The organism is Comamonas sp. 4034, from assembly GCF_050434545.1.
GTDB lineage: Bacteria > Pseudomonadota > Gammaproteobacteria > Burkholderiales > Burkholderiaceae_C > Comamonas > Comamonas odontotermitis.
On sequence record NZ_JBNDIT010000021.1, the window covers coordinates 38,907 to 55,524 of the forward strand.

14 protein-coding genes and 11 tRNA genes are annotated in these 16,618 nt (G+C 59.7%); 17 read left to right on the forward strand and 8 right to left on the reverse strand.

From position 1 onward, the window contains the following. Positions 1–114: 114 nt before the first annotated feature. From ABIE32_RS18615 to ABIE32_RS18635, 5 genes are all read right to left on the reverse strand, one after another. Positions 115–645 (reverse strand): hypothetical protein, encoded by a 531-nt coding sequence (locus tag ABIE32_RS18615; protein ID WP_429018265.1) that lies wholly within the window; start codon positions 643–645, stop codon positions 115–117. 371 nt (positions 646–1,016) lie between these two features. Further along, complete coding sequence (gene argG / locus ABIE32_RS18620; RefSeq protein WP_429018268.1) at positions 1,017–2,354, reverse strand: argininosuccinate synthase; 1,338 nt, start codon at positions 2,352–2,354, stop codon at positions 1,017–1,019. Positions 2,355–2,439: 85 nt separating this feature from the next. Beyond that, positions 2,440–2,757, reverse strand: a complete 318-nt coding sequence (locus tag ABIE32_RS18625; protein WP_429018269.1) for a pyrimidine/purine nucleoside phosphorylase — start codon at positions 2,755–2,757, stop codon at positions 2,440–2,442. A gap of 221 nt (positions 2,758–2,978) precedes the next feature. Further along, entirely contained in the window at positions 2,979–3,803 is an 825-nt protein-coding gene (locus tag ABIE32_RS18630; protein ID WP_429018272.1) for a glycine zipper 2TM domain-containing protein, read from the reverse strand. Positions 3,804–4,124: 321 nt separating this feature from the next. Continuing rightward, on the reverse strand, positions 4,125–4,487 hold the full coding sequence (locus ABIE32_RS18635; protein ID WP_429018275.1) for an ArsC family reductase: 363 nt from the start codon (positions 4,485–4,487) through the stop codon (positions 4,125–4,127). A 46-nt stretch (positions 4,488–4,533) separates the two neighbouring features. On the opposite strand from ABIE32_RS18635, the gene folC reads away from it, so the two are divergent. The 17 genes from folC (at position 4,534) to ABIE32_RS18720 (ending at position 13,216) form a co-directional block, all read left to right on the forward strand. Then, the gene (gene folC, locus ABIE32_RS18640) at positions 4,534–5,853 is read left to right on the forward strand and encodes a bifunctional tetrahydrofolate synthase/dihydrofolate synthase (protein ID WP_224152242.1); all 1,320 of its coding nucleotides are present in this window, start codon (positions 4,534–4,536) and stop codon (positions 5,851–5,853) included. Between the two features lie 47 nt (positions 5,854–5,900). Next, on the forward strand, positions 5,901–6,887 hold the full coding sequence (locus ABIE32_RS18645) for an SPOR domain-containing protein (protein WP_429018279.1): 987 nt from the start codon (positions 5,901–5,903) through the stop codon (positions 6,885–6,887). 89 nt (positions 6,888–6,976) lie between these two features. Continuing rightward, a complete protein-coding gene (locus ABIE32_RS18650) occupies positions 6,977–7,516 on the forward strand; it encodes a CvpA family protein (RefSeq protein WP_224152244.1) in 540 nt (179 codons plus the stop codon). 19 nt (positions 7,517–7,535) lie between these two features. Beyond that, a complete protein-coding gene (gene purF / locus ABIE32_RS18655) occupies positions 7,536–9,041 on the forward strand; it encodes an amidophosphoribosyltransferase (RefSeq protein ID WP_429018282.1) in 1,506 nt (501 codons plus the stop codon). Between the two features lie 30 nt (positions 9,042–9,071). Then, complete coding sequence (locus ABIE32_RS18660) at positions 9,072–10,286, forward strand: O-succinylhomoserine sulfhydrylase (RefSeq protein WP_429018285.1); 1,215 nt, start codon at positions 9,072–9,074, stop codon at positions 10,284–10,286. Beyond that, the gene (gene gltX / locus ABIE32_RS18665; protein ID WP_429018288.1) at positions 10,283–11,683 is read left to right on the forward strand and encodes a glutamate--tRNA ligase; all 1,401 of its coding nucleotides are present in this window, start codon (positions 10,283–10,285) and stop codon (positions 11,681–11,683) included. The genes ABIE32_RS18660 and gltX overlap by 4 nt, the downstream gene beginning before the upstream one ends. 68 nt (positions 11,684–11,751) lie before the next feature. Continuing rightward, positions 11,752–11,827 (forward strand) — tRNA-Ala (locus ABIE32_RS18670). Positions 11,828–11,875: 48 nt separating this feature from the next. Then, positions 11,876–11,951, forward strand: a tRNA-Glu gene (locus tag ABIE32_RS18675). A 49-nt stretch (positions 11,952–12,000) separates the two neighbouring features. Beyond that, a tRNA-Asp gene (locus ABIE32_RS18680) sits at positions 12,001–12,077 on the forward strand. Positions 12,078–12,162: 85 nt separating this feature from the next. Next, a tRNA-Glu gene (locus ABIE32_RS18685) sits at positions 12,163–12,238 on the forward strand. Between the two features lie 48 nt (positions 12,239–12,286). After that, positions 12,287–12,363, forward strand: a tRNA-Asp gene (locus ABIE32_RS18690). Positions 12,364–12,470: 107 nt separating this feature from the next. Then, a tRNA-Ala gene (locus ABIE32_RS18695) sits at positions 12,471–12,546 on the forward strand. Between the two features lie 42 nt (positions 12,547–12,588). Next, positions 12,589–12,664, forward strand: a tRNA-Glu gene (locus ABIE32_RS18700). A gap of 48 nt (positions 12,665–12,712) precedes the next feature. Continuing rightward, positions 12,713–12,789, forward strand: a tRNA-Asp gene (locus tag ABIE32_RS18705). 108 nt (positions 12,790–12,897) lie between these two features. Next, positions 12,898–12,973: transfer RNA gene (locus ABIE32_RS18710), tRNA-Ala, on the forward strand. A 42-nt stretch (positions 12,974–13,015) separates the two neighbouring features. Then, positions 13,016–13,091, forward strand: a tRNA-Glu gene (locus tag ABIE32_RS18715). 48 nt (positions 13,092–13,139) lie between these two features. Next, positions 13,140–13,216, forward strand: a tRNA-Asp gene (locus tag ABIE32_RS18720). Between the two features lie 140 nt (positions 13,217–13,356). Here ABIE32_RS18720 and ABIE32_RS18725 read toward each other — a convergent pair. From ABIE32_RS18725 to ABIE32_RS18735, 3 genes are all read right to left on the reverse strand, one after another. Further along, complete coding sequence (locus tag ABIE32_RS18725; RefSeq protein ID WP_429018291.1) at positions 13,357–14,115, reverse strand: 3-hydroxyacyl-CoA dehydrogenase; 759 nt, start codon at positions 14,113–14,115, stop codon at positions 13,357–13,359. Between the two features lie 206 nt (positions 14,116–14,321). After that, positions 14,322–15,368, reverse strand: coding sequence for an extracellular solute-binding protein (locus tag ABIE32_RS18730; protein ID WP_224152249.1), 1,047 nt, complete (start codon positions 15,366–15,368; stop codon positions 14,322–14,324). 419 nt (positions 15,369–15,787) lie between these two features. Continuing rightward, positions 15,788–16,342, reverse strand: a complete 555-nt coding sequence (locus tag ABIE32_RS18735) for a phasin family protein (protein WP_224152250.1) — start codon at positions 16,340–16,342, stop codon at positions 15,788–15,790. Positions 16,343–16,618: the final 276 nt, after the last annotated feature.

Here is a 16,618-nt window from a genome sequence, read left to right on the forward strand (position 1 = left end):
GCGATATGACCAAATGATGCTGCAAACGTCTTGATACGCTCCTCGCAGTGCCCTTTGCGAGCACTGCGGTGCAGGCAAGGGCCTGCACCTTGAACGCATCCCGATGCGGATGCCTTACTTTTTCCAGTAGCCAGGGCGGATCAGCAGGCTGTGGATACGGTAGGGAGCCTTGTCTTCCACGGCGATCTCCATCGGCACAAAGGCCTTGTCGCACTGCAGCAGGTAGCTGCCGGCGTAGGAGATGGGGCTGCGCACCTGGCCAGCAATGCGGCAGGCACCCACACTCTGGTGCAACTGCTGCAATACCTGCTTGACCTGGTCGGTGTTCACTTCCTTGTTGAAGTCTTCGGTGAAGTTCTTCGCATCGGGGACGGCTGCCTTGCCTTCGAATGCGGCATACATGGATTGGAAGCGTTGGGCCAGTGCCTTTTCTGCCGTCGGATTCGGGGGAGGCAGTGCAGGCGCGGCAGGCTGCTTTGCATCGGCAGGTGCCGAGGTGCTGGCAGCGGGCGCTGCCGCTTCTGGCGCGGGGGACGGCGTGGCGGCAGGCGTATCGTCTGCCGCGTAGGCTGCCGTCCAGGTGGCAGCGGTCAGCAGAGTGCACAGCAGCATCTGGCGGCTGGTGGACGAGGGCTGGCGGATCATGTTTTTTTCCTTGGTGTCTTTGTAAAGGCACCACTCTAGTGGCTGTGCCACAGGGGAGGGGTAACACTTCGTTTTTTGTAGCTACTTGCGTATGCTGTGTATACCAAGGAGCGGTTTTATCCTACAAATTCCAACAAGATAAATGCCGGGCTGAGCATCTCTCATCGGTGGGTGATTGGTGCGCTGCGTCAAAGACATGCATTCGCCTTGCCTTACCTTGCCAATGCCAGCAACTGCCAGGAAGCGCCAAGCCTCTCAGGAGTTGCCATGAGCACCTATGGCTTGGTCTCGATTGCTGGATCTGAAATAAAGAAAGCCGCTGCGGCTGCAGCGGCTTTGAGGGGCGGAAGGCGGCGGCTGCCGATTACCGATTACTTCTTGTCGCCACCCAGCTGGGGCAGGGCATGGCCGCTGCCTGCGGTCAGCAAGCCGGTCTGGGTGTAGATGGCCAGCTTGTCGCGGGTATCCATCAGGTCCAGGTTGCGCATGGTCAACTGGCCGATGCGGTCTGCCGGGCTGAACGGCGCATCTTCCACCTTTTCCATCGACAGGCGCTCGGGCGCGTAGGTCAGGTTGGGCGATTCGGTGTTCAGCAGCGAGTAGTCATTGCCGCGGCGCAGCTCCAGCGTCACGGTGCCGGTGATGGCACGGGCCACCCAGCGCTGGGCGGTTTCGCGCAGCATGATGGCCTGCGGGTCGAACCAGCGGCCCTGGTACAGCAGGCGGCCGAGCTTGAGGCCGTTCACGCGGTACTGCTCGATGGTGTCTTCGTTGTGGATGCCGGTGACCAGGCGCTCGTAGGCAATGTGCAGCAGTGCCATGCCGGGGGCTTCGTAGATGCCGCGGCTCTTGGCTTCGATGATGCGGTTTTCGATCTGGTCGCTCATGCCCAGGCCGTGGCGGCCGCCAATGCGGTTGGCTTCCAGGAACAATTCCACCAGGTCTTCAATGCGCTTGCCGTTCAGGGCAACGGGGCGACCTTCTTCAAAGGTGACCGACACTTCTTCGGCCTTGACTTCGACTTCGGGCTTCCAGAATGCGACGCCCATGATGGGGTTGACGATGCGGATGCCGCTGGCGAGCTGCTCCAGATCCTTGGCTTCGTGCGTGGCGCCCAGCATGTTGCTGTCGGTGGAGTAGGCCTTTTCGACCGACATCTTGTAGCCAAAGCCTTCCTTGATCAGGAATTCCGACATCTCGGTGCGGCCACCGAGTTCGTCAATGAACTGCTGGTCCAGCCAGGGCTTGTAGATCTTGAGCTGCGGGTTGGTGAGCAGGCCATAGCGGTAGAAGCGCTCGATGTCGTTGCCCTTGAAGGTGGAGCCATCGCCCCAGATGTTGACGTCGTCTTCCTTCATGGCGGCCACCAGCATGGTGCCGGTCACGGCGCGGCCCAACGGCGTGGTGTTGAAATAGGTGATGCCGCCGGTGCTGATGTGGAAGGCGCCAGCCTGGATGGCGGCGATGCCTTCGCCCGCCAACTGCGCGCGGCAGTCGATCAGGCGGGCCTTTTCTGCGCCGTACTCCATGGCCTTGCGGGGGATGGCGTCGTAGTCCTCTTCGTCAGGCTGGCCCAGGTTGGCGGTATAGGCATAGGGCAGGGCGCCCTTGTTCTTCATCCAGCGCAGTGCGGCCGAAGTGTCGAGGCCGCCGGAGAATGCGATGCCGACCTTCTGGCCGACGGGGACGTGTTGCAGGATGGTTTCCATGGTGCTGTTCTCTATAAAAACGATAGCTGTCAGCGCTTTCTAGCTATGCGCTGGCGGCCAAAAAACCTGTTGCTGGCGCTGCGGCTCAGGCGTAATGGCAGATGTAGTGGTACGACTCGGTCACGCGGATGTCGAACTTGCTGTTGGCAGGCACGCTGAATTTTTCGCCCGGGCTGGATTTCTTCCACTCGTCGCTGCCGTCGAGCCTGTACTCACACGAACCTGCCACGCACTCCATGATCTCGGCGGCAGCCGTGCCAAACGTCAAGGTGGCGGGCAGCACCACGCCCACCGATTGCTTGGTTCCGTCGGCCAGTTGGTAGCTGTGGCTGACGCACTTGCCGTCAAAATAAACATTGGCCTTGGTCGTCAACGTGACGCCAGCGATGCTTGCAGTGGTCATGGAGATTGCGCAAAAAGGAGGAAAACCCCCATTGTAGGGCAGTGCGGCGGGCCCGTGCCTGCTCTCCCCATGCGGGTGGGTCGGTACAGCTGCGCGGGAGACATGGGCAGGCAAGGCTTTCCTGCCCATACAAGGCCAAAGGAAACTGCGCTGACACACTGGGGGCGTGTAGCGCAGTGGCTGGCCGGGGCCGTGCCCCGTTTGATAACAGATTTAGGCGTTCAGCGCCAATGGCGGTGTCCGCCGCCCCAGTAACCTCCGATGCCCAGCTGGATCACCGGTTGCACGGCGATCGGTGCCGCGTAGTAGGCAGGGGCCGGGGCCATGTAGACAGGAGCGGGCGCAGGCATCATGCCGGAGCCGACCACCACGCCAGGCTCGGGCATCGCGCGGTTGGGCCCGGTATTGGCGTAAGGCTGGGGGGCATAGTTGTCGTAGGTGGCGGCTGGTTGAATCGACAGGGGAATCCATTCGCCCGGCTGCGTATCGGTGCGCGTGCTGTAGCGGCGGCCTGCGTATTCGTAGTCAACGGTGTAGCCGTCGGGCTGGTCCTGCGTCACATACTGCGTGCCGCACTGGCGCACCGTCTGGTAACTGGGGTAGCCGCCTTCGAGCTGGTTGCCGATGGCCGAGCCTGCAACCACGCCTACGCCGGTCGCCGCAGCCCGGCCAAAACCGTGGCCCACGCCATTGCCCAGCACGCCGCCAATCACCGCGCCGGCAATGGCGCCCACGCCCGAATTGCGCTGACCGGCATAAACCTGCTGGTCATTGCAAACCTGTTGTGGCACGTTGACCTGGCGGTAATTGGGTCGCACGGAGACGACCTTGCCATAGGGCTGCTCGCCAGCAGGCAGCGGAGGCTGGGCGTTGGACACGGGCTGATCGAGAAACGGATCGGGCTGAGCGGAGGGTTGCGGCTGGTAGCCGTCGTACCTGTCATACACGCCAGAGTTCTGGCTTTGCGCCCAGGCACCTGCACATGCCGTGGCAAACACCAGGGCAGAGAGTGGAGGAATCAATCGGTTGGACAGGAATCGTGGCATACACGCCTCCAAAATGGTTACGAACTTGTGCGGGCTTGGGCGATTAACGCCCCACCAGGATGCCGCGACGACAAGCTTTACAAGCCTTTTCCAGGCCTTGGTACGCAGTGTTGCAAGCCCTATGGATTGGTATGCTACGGCGGCAGCGTTTCCCGCGGTTCGCGCGCAGGTAAAACACAGGTAAAAGAGCCATCAACCATTGCGATGAAAGCCAAACCGGCTGCCTGCGCTGGATTGAAGTGCGCTGGCACTTTAATTTTGATAGCAAGCACCTGCTGCCTTGCCCTTTGCAAAAGGCCCAATCCATCAGGTGCCAGGCGTTCAGGAGGTCTTTTTGCTCCAGGCGGCCTCGTCAAACCCAACGGTGACCGAGCCATCTGCCCATTCGACGACCGGGCGCTTGATGACGCTGGGGTTGTCCAGCATCAGTTGCGTGGCGCTGGCGGCATCGGTGACGCTCTGCTGAACAGCCGCATCAAGCTTGCGCCAGGTCGTGCCCTGGCGGTTGACGAGCTTTTCCCAGGTGGCCTGGGCAATCCAGGTGGGCACATGGCTCTGTGGCACGCCGGCCTTTTTGAAGTCGTGAAACTGGTAGGCAACGCCTTGCTCGTCCAGCCAGGTACGGGCCTTTTTGACGGTGCTGCAATTGGGGATGCCGTAGACGGTGATGGTGTGGTTACTCATAGGTGCAAATGATGACACAGCCCTAATTACGCGACAATCTGGCCCCATGCAAACCCGATTCGACACCCTGGATCAGTGGCTGGCCCACTGCGAGCAGATTCATCCTTCCACCATCGATATGGGCTTGACGCGTGTCAAGGCTGTGGCGGAGCGGCTGGCGCTGCGTTTTGACTGCCCGGTGATCACCGTGGCGGGCACCAATGGCAAGGGCTCGACCTGTGCCATGGCAGAGGCGATAGCCCTGGAGTCGGGCTATCGCCCGGGAGTGTTCACCTCGCCGCATCTCGTGCATTTTGAGGAGCGCTGCCGCGTGCGTGGCGAGATCGTGTCTGCTGCAGATCTGATTGCGCATTTTGAGGCAGTGGAGGCGGCACGGCTGCAGCCGCCCGAAATCTCGTTGACCTATTTCGAGTTCACGACGCTGGCGATACTGCGCCTCTTGAGCCTGGCCAAGCTGGATGTCGCGATTCTGGAAGTCGGTCTCGGTGGGCGGCTCGATGCCACCAACATCATCGACACCGACTGCGCCATCATCACCAGTGTCGATCTCGACCACATGGATCTGCTCGGGCCGGATCGTGAGTCGATTGGTCGCGAGAAAGCCGGCATCATGCGCCCTGGCAAGCCTGCCGTGGTGAGCGACCCCATGCCACCGCAAAGCGTGATCGACCATGCCGAGGCGATTGGTGCCGATCTGTGGCGCTTTGGTCGCGATTTCAACTATGAAGGCGACAAGCAGCAGTGGAGCTGGGCCGGGCGCGGTCGCCGTTATTCGGGCATGGCCTACCCAGCGCTTCGCGGCGCCAACCAGCTGGTCAATGCGTCGGGCGTGCTGGCCGCTTATGAAGCATTGCGTAACAAATTACCGGTCACAGCCCAGGCGGTGCGCAATGGCCTGGCGATGGTCGAGTTGCCAGGGCGCTTCCAGATCGTGCCGGGCCAGCCCACGCTGGTGCTGGACGTGGGGCACAACCCGCACGCCATTGCAGCGCTCACCGCCAATCTGGACGCCATGGGTTATTTCCCGGTCACGCATGCCATCTTCGGGGCCATGCACGACAAGGACCTGACCCCCATGCTGCGCAAGATCGGGCCGCTGATTGATCGCTGGTACTTCACCGATCTGCCCACGCCGCGCGCCGAGAAAGCTGCCGATCTGCAGTCCAAATGGAATGCGGTGCAGCTGCTGTCGGACAAACGCCACGATGTAACAACCAGCTGCCATCCAGACCCCATGGCGGCTTTGCGTGCTGCTATCGAAGCTGCAGAGCCCGCTGATAGAATTGTGGTTTTCGGCTCGTTCTATACGGTGGGTGGGGTGTTGAAGGATGGTGTTCCCCGGCTGGATGCCAAGCACCTGAACTAAGTGCCGCCTGACGGTGGTACGGCCCGACGCTCAACTCCAAATCGTCCATGGCAATTTTCAATCTTCGATGGCCCGGCAAAAAACAGCAGGACGCTGAAAACCAGCGCGTGATCCGTGCGCCCCGCAGCAACCCTGCCGAAAGCGCAGACGCCATGCGGCGCCGCGCGCGCCACCGCCTGATCGGCGCGACTGTACTGGTGCTGCTGGCCATCATCGGCTTTCCGATGCTGTTCGACACCCAGCCGCGTCCGCTGCCGGTGAATGCTTCCATCGAGATTCCGGACCGCGAAAGGGTGGCTGCGCTGAGCGTGCCCCCTGCCGCCTCGGTGGGGCCGGCCCGTACCGACAACGGTCTGGTGGCTGGAGAAGAAATTGTCTCGGGCAGCGGCGCAGGTGGCCACGCATCAGGCACCGCCCAGAATGCAGCAACCGCTGCGGCGGCTGCAAGCGCGGCTGCAGCGGCCGCCGCTTCGGCAAAGCCTGCAGACAAGCCTGCTGTCAGCAAGCCAGAGACCAAGCCCGAAGCCAAACCGGAGCACAAGTCTGAAGCCAAGCCCAAGGAAGAGCCCAAGCCAGCGCCCAAGCCTGAAACCAAACCGGAGTCCAAGCCAGAGGCCAAGCCGCAGTCCAAGCCAGAAACAAAGCCTGAGGCCAAGCCCAAGGAAGAGCCCAAGAAGGAAGAAAAGCCCAAGGAGCAGCCCAAGCCCAAGCGAGATGACGAGGCAGACCGCGTCCGCGCCATGATGGAGGGCCGCAGCAATGCCGCTGCTGCGCCTGCTGCCAAGCCCGAAGCTGCTGCAGCGTCGTCGCGCTACATCATTCAGGTAGGCGCGTTTGCCGAGGCGGAGAAGGCTTCCGAGGTGCGCGCCAAACTGCAGATGGCAGGGGTTTCAGCCTTCACGCAGAATGTGAAGACCTCGGCGGGCAACCGTATCCGTGTGCGTGTGGGCCCCTTCAACAGCAAGGAAGAGGCTGAACGTGCTGCAGCGAAGGTCAAGGCCCAGGGCCTGCCCGCTGCGCTGGTGCCCATGTAGGCACGGGCAGTGGTGCTTGTGATGCAGTGTCATGCCCCCATCTGCTGGCCATACGCCTGGTGCGCTGGCCCGCTTGCCTGAGGCATTCTGTGGCCGCGCTTGACTGGGTGTTGCTGGTGGTGTTGCTGGGCTCGGTGCTGATTGGCGCCTGGCGTGGCCTGGTGTTCGAAGTGCTGTCCCTGGCCAGCTGGGTGCTGGCTTTCATTGCCGCGCGGCTGTGGGGCGAGACGGTTGGTACCTGGCTACCCATGCAGGATGTGGACGAAGGCCTGCGCACAGGGGCGGGCTTCGTGATTGCCTTCATCGCCGCCTTGTTTGCATTGGGCGTCGTGATCTGGCTGATTGGCAAACTGGTCACCATGGTGGGCCTGCGGCCCTTTGACCGTGCCCTGGGTGCCTTGTTCGGGGCTGTGCGTGGCCTGTTACTACTTGTATTGATCGCTCTGGTTTTTCTGCTGACACCGATGCGGGAATCGCAAATCTGGAACACTTCCGTATTGGCACCGTACCTGGTGTCAGCAGTGTCGGTATTGCGGCCATGGATGCCGCAGGAAATGGGAAGACATTGGTCTTCGCTGGTGGACCAGCTCACCGAGGCTGGTTCGCGCATCGCGGCAGAGCCGCGTTAACGTTTTTGGAACGCTCAATATGTGTGGAATCGTCGGAGTCGTCAGTAGCACGCCGGTCAATCAATTGATCTATGACGCGCTGTTGCTGTTGCAACACCGTGGACAGGATGCAGCCGGCATCGCAACGCAACAGGGACGCAAGTTCTTCATGCACAAGGCCAAGGGCATGGTCAAGGATGTGTTCCGCACACGTAACATGCGCGCCTTGCCGGGGAATGTGGGCCTGGGCCAGGTGCGTTACCCCACGGCCGGCAACGCGTACAGCGAAGAAGAGGCGCAGCCTTTCTACGTGAATGCGCCTTTTGGCATCGTGCTGGTGCACAACGGCAACCTGACCAACGCGGTCGAGTTGCGCAAGGAGCTGTTTTCGACGGACCATCGTCACACCAATACCGATAGCGATTCGGAAGTGCTGCTCAATGTGTTTGCGCATGAGCTGGAGCGCGCCACGCGTGGTGTTCCGCTGCAGAAGGCCGACGTGTTCAACGCCGTGCGCGCGGTGCACAAGCGTATCAAGGGATCGTATGCGGTAATCGCGCTGATTGCCGGCCACGGCGTTGTGGCTTTTCGTGACCCCAATGGCATCCGCCCGCTGTGCATTGGCAAGGGGGCGGACGGCACGGTCATGGTGGCGAGCGAATCCGTGGCGCTGGAAGGCACGATGCAGCAGCTCGACCGCGACATCGCGCCTGGTGAAGCCGTGTTCATCGACGATGACGGCACCACCACCTTCGAGCAGTGTGCCGACAACTCCACCCTGCATCCCTGCATCTTTGAATTTGTGTACCTGGCGCGCCCCGATTCGGTGCTCGATGGCATGTCGGTCTACCAGGCCCGCCTGAACCTGGGCGAGACCCTGGCCAAGCGTGTGGTCTCCATGGTGCCGCCCAATGAGATCGATGCCGTGATCCCCATCCCCGAGTCGAGCCGCCCCAGCGCCATGCAATTGGCGCAGTTGCTGGGCAAGCCGTACCGCGAAGGCTTCGTCAAGAACCGCTATGTGGGCCGTACCTTCATCATGCCGGGCCAGGGCACGCGCAAGAAATCGGTGCGCCAGAAGCTCAATGCCATCAGCAGCGAATTCAAGGGCCGCAATGTGCTGCTGGTGGATGACTCCATCGTCCGTGGCACCACATCGAAGGAGATCGTGCAGATGGCGCGTGATGCAGGCGCCAACAAGGTGTACCTGGCCAGTGCTGCGCCGCCGGTGCGTTTCCCCAATGTCTACGGCATCGACATGCCCACCGCCAAGGAGTTGGTGGCGCATGACCGCAGCCTGGAAGAAATTCGCCAGTACATTGGCTGCGATGCATTGATCTACCAGGATGTGGACGGTATGAAGATGGCCGTGGGCAAGCTCAATACCGATGTGCATGGCTTCGAGGCCTCCTGCTTTGACGGCGTCTACGTCACAGGCATCACCGCAGAGGGCATCTCACGCGTCAATGAGGGCCGCGTTGCCACCGAAGAAGACGATGTAGATACCTCGCGCCTGTCGCTGCGCAATGCCGCCGATGTGGCCTGAACACGGCACTCTGGCCGTACTGGAATCTGAATGACAAATAAAGCATTGCCGCAGGGTCTGCATCCAGACACCTTGGCGGTTCGTGAGGCGGTGGACCGCAGCCAGTGGGGCGAGCACAGCGAGGCGCTGTACCTGGCCAGCAGCTTTGTGCAGCCCAGCGCCGAGACGGCAGCACGCCGGTTTGCCGCGCAGGAAGAGGGCTATACCTACACGCGCACCAGCAACCCCACAGTGACGAGCTTCGAGCGCAGGCTGGCCGCGATGGAGGGCACCGAATGTGCGGTGGCTACATCCACGGGCATGTCTGCGATTCTGCTGGTGGCGCTTACTGCACTGAAGACGGGCGATCACGTCATCTGCTCGCAGTCCATGTTTGGCTCCACCATCAAGCTACTGGGCACCGAGATGGCGCGTTTCGGGGTGGAGACCACCTTCGTGTCGCAAACCGATACTGCCGCCTGGAAGGCCGCCATCAGGCCGAACACGCGCATGCTGTTTGCCGAAACGCCGACCAACCCGCTCACCGACCTGTGCGATATCGCCGCGCTGGCCGACATTGCCCATGCACACGGCGCCTTGCTGGCCGTGGACAACAGCTTTGCCACGCCCGTGCTGCAGCAGCCGGTCAAGCTTGGGGCTGATCTCGTGGTGCACTCGGGCACCAAGTTCCTCGACGGCCAGGGCCGCGTCATGGCGGGAGCCGTCTGCGGTACGGTGGCACTGGTGGACAAGGTGATGGGCACCTTCCTGCGCAGCGGTGGCCTGAACCTCTCGCCTTTCAACGCCTGGGTGGTGATGAAGGGGCTGGAGACCCTGTCGCTGCGCGTCAAGGCAGAAAGCGCTGCTGCGCTGGAGCTGGCCGCCTGGCTGGAAGCGCACCCCAAGGTGGCGCGGGTCTACTACCCGGGCCTCAAGAGCCATCCGCAGCACGAGCTGGCCATGCGCCAGCAAAACGGCCTGGGCGGCGCTGTGCTGTCGTTCGATGTGCGTGGCCACAATGCCGAACAATTGCGTGCCAATGCCTTCCATGTGATCGACAGCACCTTGCTGTGCAGCATCACCGCCAACCTGGGCGATGTGAAAACCACCATCACCCACCCGGCCAGCACCTCGCACGGCCGCCTGACGGAAGAGCAGCGCCAGGCCGCTGGCGTGGGTCAGGGCCTGATTCGCATTTCCGTGGGGCTGGAGCATCTGGATGACCTGAAAGCCGATCTCTCCCGCGGACTGGATACCCTCAAATGACACAAAAAGTACGTACCCGATTCGCACCTTCGCCGACCGGCTTCATCCACCTGGGCAACATCCGCTCGGCCCTGTATCCCTGGGCCTTTGCGCGCGCCAACGAGGGTGATTTCATCCTGCGTATCGAAGACACCGACCTGGAGCGCTCGACGCAGGCATCGGTCGATGTCATTCTGGAAGGCATGGCCTGGTTGCAACTGACCCCTGATGAAGGCCCGTTCTACCAGATGCAGCGCATGGACCGCTACAAGGAAGTGCTGGCCACCTTGCAGGAAAAGGGGGCAGTCTACCCCTGCTACATGAGCATGGAAGAGCTGGACGCGCTGCGCGAAAAGCAGATGGCCAACAAGGAAAAGCCGCGCTATGACGGTACCTGGCGGCCAGAGCCAGGCAAAGTGCTGCCTCCGGTGCCGGAAGGCGTCAAGCCCGTGCTGCGCTTCAAGACGCCGTTGACCGGCGTGGTCGGCTGGGACGACAAGTGCAAGGGCCATATCGAGTTCCAGAACTCGGAGCTGGATGACCTCGTGATCGCGCGCCCCGATGGCACACCCACCTACAACTTCTGCGTCTGTGTGGACGACATGGACATGAACATCACCCACGTGATCCGCGGGGATGACCATGTCAACAACACGCCGCGCCAGATTCACATCTTTGAGGCGCTGGGTGCGACCGTGCCCGTGTTTGCCCATCTGCCCACCGTGCTCAACGAGCTGGGCGAGAAGATGAGCAAGCGCAATGGCGCCAAGGCTGTCACCCAGTACCGTGATGAGGGCTACCTGCCTGATGCCATGGTGAACTACCTGGCGCGCCTGGGCTGGAGCCACGGCGATGATGAAATCTTCTCCCGCCAGCAGTTCCTGGAGTGGTTCAATCTGGATCACCTGGGCCGCAGCGCGGGTCAGTTTGACGAGGCCAAGCTGCGCTGGGTGAATGCACAGCACATGAAGATGACGCCTGACGATGAGCTGGCTGCCATGGTGATGCCCTTCCTGCAGAAGCTGGGGCTCGACTCCAGAGAGTTGTCTGATGGTCGTCTGCCACGCATCTGCGGCCTCTTCAAGGATCGCTGCGACACCCTGGTTGACCTGGCCAACTGGGCCCAGGTGTTCTACCGCGATCCGCAGCCGAGTGCGGAAGACCTGGCTCAGCATGTCACGGCAGAGATCACGCCGGTGATCGATGAACTGCTGCAGGTGCTGGAGCAGGGCGACTGGAGCAAGGAATCGATCAGCGCCGGTTTCAAGCAGGTGCTCAAGACCCATGGCATCAAGATGCCCCAACTGGCAATGCCAGTGCGGGTTTTGGCTGTGGGCACGGCCCACACCCCATCGGTGGATGCGGTGCTTGCATTGCTGGGACGTGAAAAAATTACCGAAAGACTCCAAAAGCGATAAAATTCACCCTATAATTCAAGTCTTTGGTGAGCAGCACTTAATAACTGAGGGTTGTTTGCCAGGATTTTGGGGGTATAGCTCAGCTGGGAGAGCGCTTGCATGGCATGCAAGAGGTCATCGGTTCGATCCCGTTTACCTCCACCAAGATTTGTCGGAAACGATGCGTTTTTAATGAATCGGTTCTTAGGTTTTGACCCTATCGTCTAGAGGCCTAGGACATCACCCTTTCACGGTGAGTACCGGGGTTCGAATCCCCGTAGGGTCGCCAAGTTTGAAGCACTTTATGCTATATAATAGCTAGCAACGCTTCACTGCCAGGAGTGGTAGTTCAGTTGGTTAGAATACCGGCCTGTCACGCCGGGGGTCGCGGGTTCGAGTCCCGTCCACTCCGCCATTTGGTCAGTCGCTTGATGCAAAAAGCGCCTTTGTATGAAGAGGGCGCTTTTTTAATCGGTTACTGAAAAGTAGTTCCAGGTTTTGACCCTATCGTCTAGAGGCCTAGGACATCACCCTTTCACGGTGAGTACCGGGGTTCGAATCCCCGTAGGGTCGCCAAGTTTGAAGCGCTTGATGCTATATAATAGCTAGCAAAGCTTCCTGCCAGGAGTGGTAGTTCAGTTGGTTAGAATACCGGCCTGTCACGCCGGGGGTCGCGGGTTCGAGTCCCGTCCACTCCGCCACAGTTTTTGAATGTTTTTAGATCGATCCAAGACGCGAAGGGATCGCGAAGCTTTACTGAAGTACAGCGAGTGATCCCGACAAAGTATTGGGTTGATATAAAAATATTGGGGGTATAGCTCAGCTGGGAGAGCGCTTGCATGGCATGCAAGAGGTCATCGGTTCGATCCCGTTTACCTCCACCAAATAAAACACGCTGGCTGGAAACAGCCAGAAGTTCTAGGATTGACCCTATCGTCTAGAGGCCTAGGACATCACCCTTTCACGGTGAGTACCGGGGTTCGAATCCCCGTAGGGTCGCCAAGTTTGAAGCGCTTGATGCTATACAATAGCTAGCAAAGCTTCCTGCCAGGAGTGGTAGTTCAGTTGGTTAGAATACCGGCCTGTCACGCCGGGGGTCGCGGGTTCGAGTCCCGTCCACTCCGCCACAGTTTTTGAATGTTTTTAGATCGATCCAAGACGCGAAGGGATCGCGAAGCTGTACTGAAGTACAGCGAGTGATCCCGACAAAGTATTGGGTTGATATAAAAATATTGGGGGGTATAGCTCAGCTGGGAGAGCGCTTGCATGGCATGCAAGAGGTCATCGGTTCGATCCCGTTTACCTCCACCAAACAAAACATGCTGGTTGGAAACAGCCAGAAGTTCTAGGATTGACCCTATCGTCTAGAGGCCTAGGACATCACCCTTTCACGGTGAGTACCGGGGTTCGAATCCCCGTAGGGTCGCCAAGTTTGAAGCGCTTGATGCTATACAATAGCTAGCAAAGCTTCCTGCCAGGAGTGGTAGTTCAGTTGGTTAGAATACCGGCCTGTCACGCCGGGGGTCGCGGGTTCGAGTCCCGTCCACTCCGCCAGATTCCAAGCCCTCTTGCTTTGCGCAAGAGGGCTTTTTGTTTGCGCTCTTATTTCTCTTCTGAACCATTGGCGAAACGCGCATGCACATAGAAAAATGCCTTCCCATACCGGGAAGGCATTTTGTTGTGGGTATGGCGATTTACTTGGGGGCCAGGCGAATCGCGCCGTCCAGGCGGATCACTTCGCCATTGAGCATGTCGTTTTCGATGATCTGCTTGACGAGTTTGGCATAGTCTTCCGGCTTGCCCAGGCGGCTGGGGAAGGGCACGCCAGCTGCCAGCGCGTCCTGCACTTCCTGGGGCATCCCAAACAGCATGGGCGTGCCGAAGATGCCGGGTGCAATTGTCATGTTGCGGATGCCGTTGCGGGCCAGGTCGCGGGCAATCGGCAGTGTCATGCCCACCACGCCGCCTTTGGACGCAGCATACGCTGCCTGGCCAATCTGGCCGTCATAGGCGGCCACGCTGGCCGTGGAGATCAGTACGCCGCGCTCACCGGTGGCTTCAGGCTCGTTTTTGCTCATGGCGGTGGCAGCCAGGCGGATCATGTTGAAGCTGCCGATGAGGTTGACGGTGATCGTCTTGCTGAAGACGTCGAGCGAATGCGCACCGTTCTTGCCCACCGTCTTTTCAGCCGGAGCAATGCCTGCGCAATTGACGAGGCCGAACAGCTTGCCCAGCAAAACGGCCTTGTCGACCACAGCCTGCGCCTGCTCGGCATTGGAGACATCGCATTTGACGAAAGCGCCGCCCAGCTCCTTGGCGATGGCTTCACCTTTGTCTGCATTCATGTCGGCGATGACGACGGTCGCGCCTTCCTTGGCCAGCATGCGTGCCGTGCCTTCGCCCAGGCCCGATGCGCCGCCGGTGACGATGAATACCTTGTTTGAAATCTGCATTGCCGTGTCTCCTTGTTGAGCAGATGGTGTCGATGGATCTTGGAACAGGATCTCAGGCGCTTCACAGTGCGAGGCCATGGATATTCCAAGTTGACGTTAACGTCAATTAATCAGCATCTTACCCGAGGACGGGTGCTTTTCCAGTCCCAAAAAAAGCCCGCGAACGGGCTTTTTGTGTCATGGCTGCGGCGCGCTGCCGCAGAAGGTCACTGGAAGCCAGCGCGGTCCAGCATCTGTTGCACCTTGCCCATGTTGGCGCCCACGGCGCTGATGGGGATGGTTTCGCTCTTGAATGGCTTGCCCTGGGTCATGGATTTGAGGGCAGGGTTGTCCACTTGCACGTTCTTGGCAGCCGGCCACTCGTTGTTGCCATTGGCAAAGTAGGTCTGTGCTTCGGGGCTGGCCAGGTACTCCAGGAACTTGACGGCATTGTCCTTGTTCTTGGTGTACTTGGCGATGGCGCCACCAGCAATGTTCAGGTGGGTGCCGTAGCTGTTCTGGTTGGGGAACACCACGCCCACCTTGTTGGCGACTGCTACATCCTCCGGATTGTTGGAGCGCAGCATGCGCGCAAAGTAATAGCTGTTGGTGACAGCGATATCGCATTCACCGGCCGCTACAGCCTTGATCTGGTCGGTGTCGCCGCCCTTGGGAGGGCGCGCAAGATTGTCCTTGACGCCCTGCAGCCATTGCTGGGCCTTCTGCTCGCCCATGTGCTCGGTCACGGCGCCGAACATGCTCAGGTTGTAAGGGTGGGAGCCCGAGCGGATGCAGATCTTGCCCTTGTTCTTGGGGTCGGCCAGGGCTTCGTAGGTGTCGACGTCTTCCTTTTTCACCTTGACCTTGTTATAGGCGATGATGCGGGCGCGGGTGGACAGGCCAAACCATGCAATACCGCCATCCGCTTCAGGTTGGGCGCGCAGGTTGGCAGGGATGACTTCTTCGAGCTTTTGCGAGCGGATGGGCAGGAACAGGCCATCTTTTTCGCCGCGGTACAGGCGTGCGGCGTCCACCATCAGGATCACATCGGCAGGCGATGCCGCACCTTCGGCCTTGAGGCGGGCGATGATGCCTGCGTCGTCTGAATCCACGCGGTTGATCTTGATGCCCGTGGCCTTGGTGAAGTTGGTGTACAAGGCTTCGTCGGTCGAGTAATGGCGGGCCGAGTACAGGTTGACGACTTCTTCAGCCTGGGCGGCAGCACCGGCGGAGACGAGGGCACATGCGAGTGCCAGGGCTTTGAGAGATTGCATACGGCAGATAGGGGCCAGGAACAAAGATGCCCGATCTTAATTCAAACAAGAATTATTCCCAATTGTTTTTTGAATCTCAGTGGATGTGGCGCAAGTTGATCGGGGGTGACAAGCTTTGTACGAATCTGGGGAGGATCTGGCAAAGCGCTCCGGGTCTGCCTTGTTCAGGCTGCGGCCAAAAAAAAGCCCGGTGTGAACCGGGCTTTAAAAGGATCCATGAAACTAGGTTTCGAAAAGATCCAAGGAGACAACTGGGTGTGTTGAATTTCTCAACACAATGGTGCAATTCTAGGGTTAACCCTTTGCTCTGTCCAGCGCTCTTTCTGCGTTTTTACCAAACTGTAGGAGTTTGGCAACAAGAGGCGGAAAAAGCGTGTGAATCCATTGCTATGGGTTCACCAAGCGAGAATGGCGCCGAATTAACGCTTCTTGGCAGCGGTACCAACGTTGCCAGCAGCCTTCACCACATTGTTGGTGATGGTGTTGAAGTTGGTTTCAGCCACTTCGCCAGCTTGCTTGACGGCCTTTTGCACGCTGTCATAGGCGTTGTTGGCGGCAGCAACGGCGGTCTTCATCACAGCCACGGCGCTTTCGGAACCAGCAGGTGCGTTCTTGGCAGCGGTGTCCACGAATTCGTTGAACTTGGCTTGGGCTTCGCCGGCTTGCGATTCGAAAGCCTTGCTGAATTCCAGGCTGGTGGCAGCAGCGATTTCGTACAGGTGACGGCTGTAGGCAGCAGACTTTTCAGCCATAGGCTGCAGCAGGCCAGCTTGCACGCTGATCAGGTCTTGGGCGTTCTTTGCGTCCAGCACCGACTTGGCGTTGGTGGCTGCATCGTTCAGGGCAGCGCGGGTGGCGGCAACATTCAGTTCCACCAGCTTTTCCACACCTTCGAAGGCCTTGTTGGTCAGGCCAACGAGGGTTTCCAGGTTAGCTTTGTGTGCAGCCAGGATTTGATCAGGGGTCAATGCCATTTTCTTGCTCCGTTTAGTCAGTCAAACATTCAAGGTCAAGATCCGGATGCCGGTCTGCATCCGTGATCCTTGTGCATTGCGATCATTTTGCTGCACTGCACAATAATCGTTATTGTATGGATCTGAAATGCTTTTGCAAGTGTTTTTTGTGCACTGCAGCAACAAAGTGTTTTTTATTTGAATTCAAGCGGCTACCGGGCGGTAGATTGGTTGAAAAGGCAACCAGTTTGCCTGCGGCGTCCCTCGCCGGAAAAACCTCTTTCAGCCTCTTTCTGT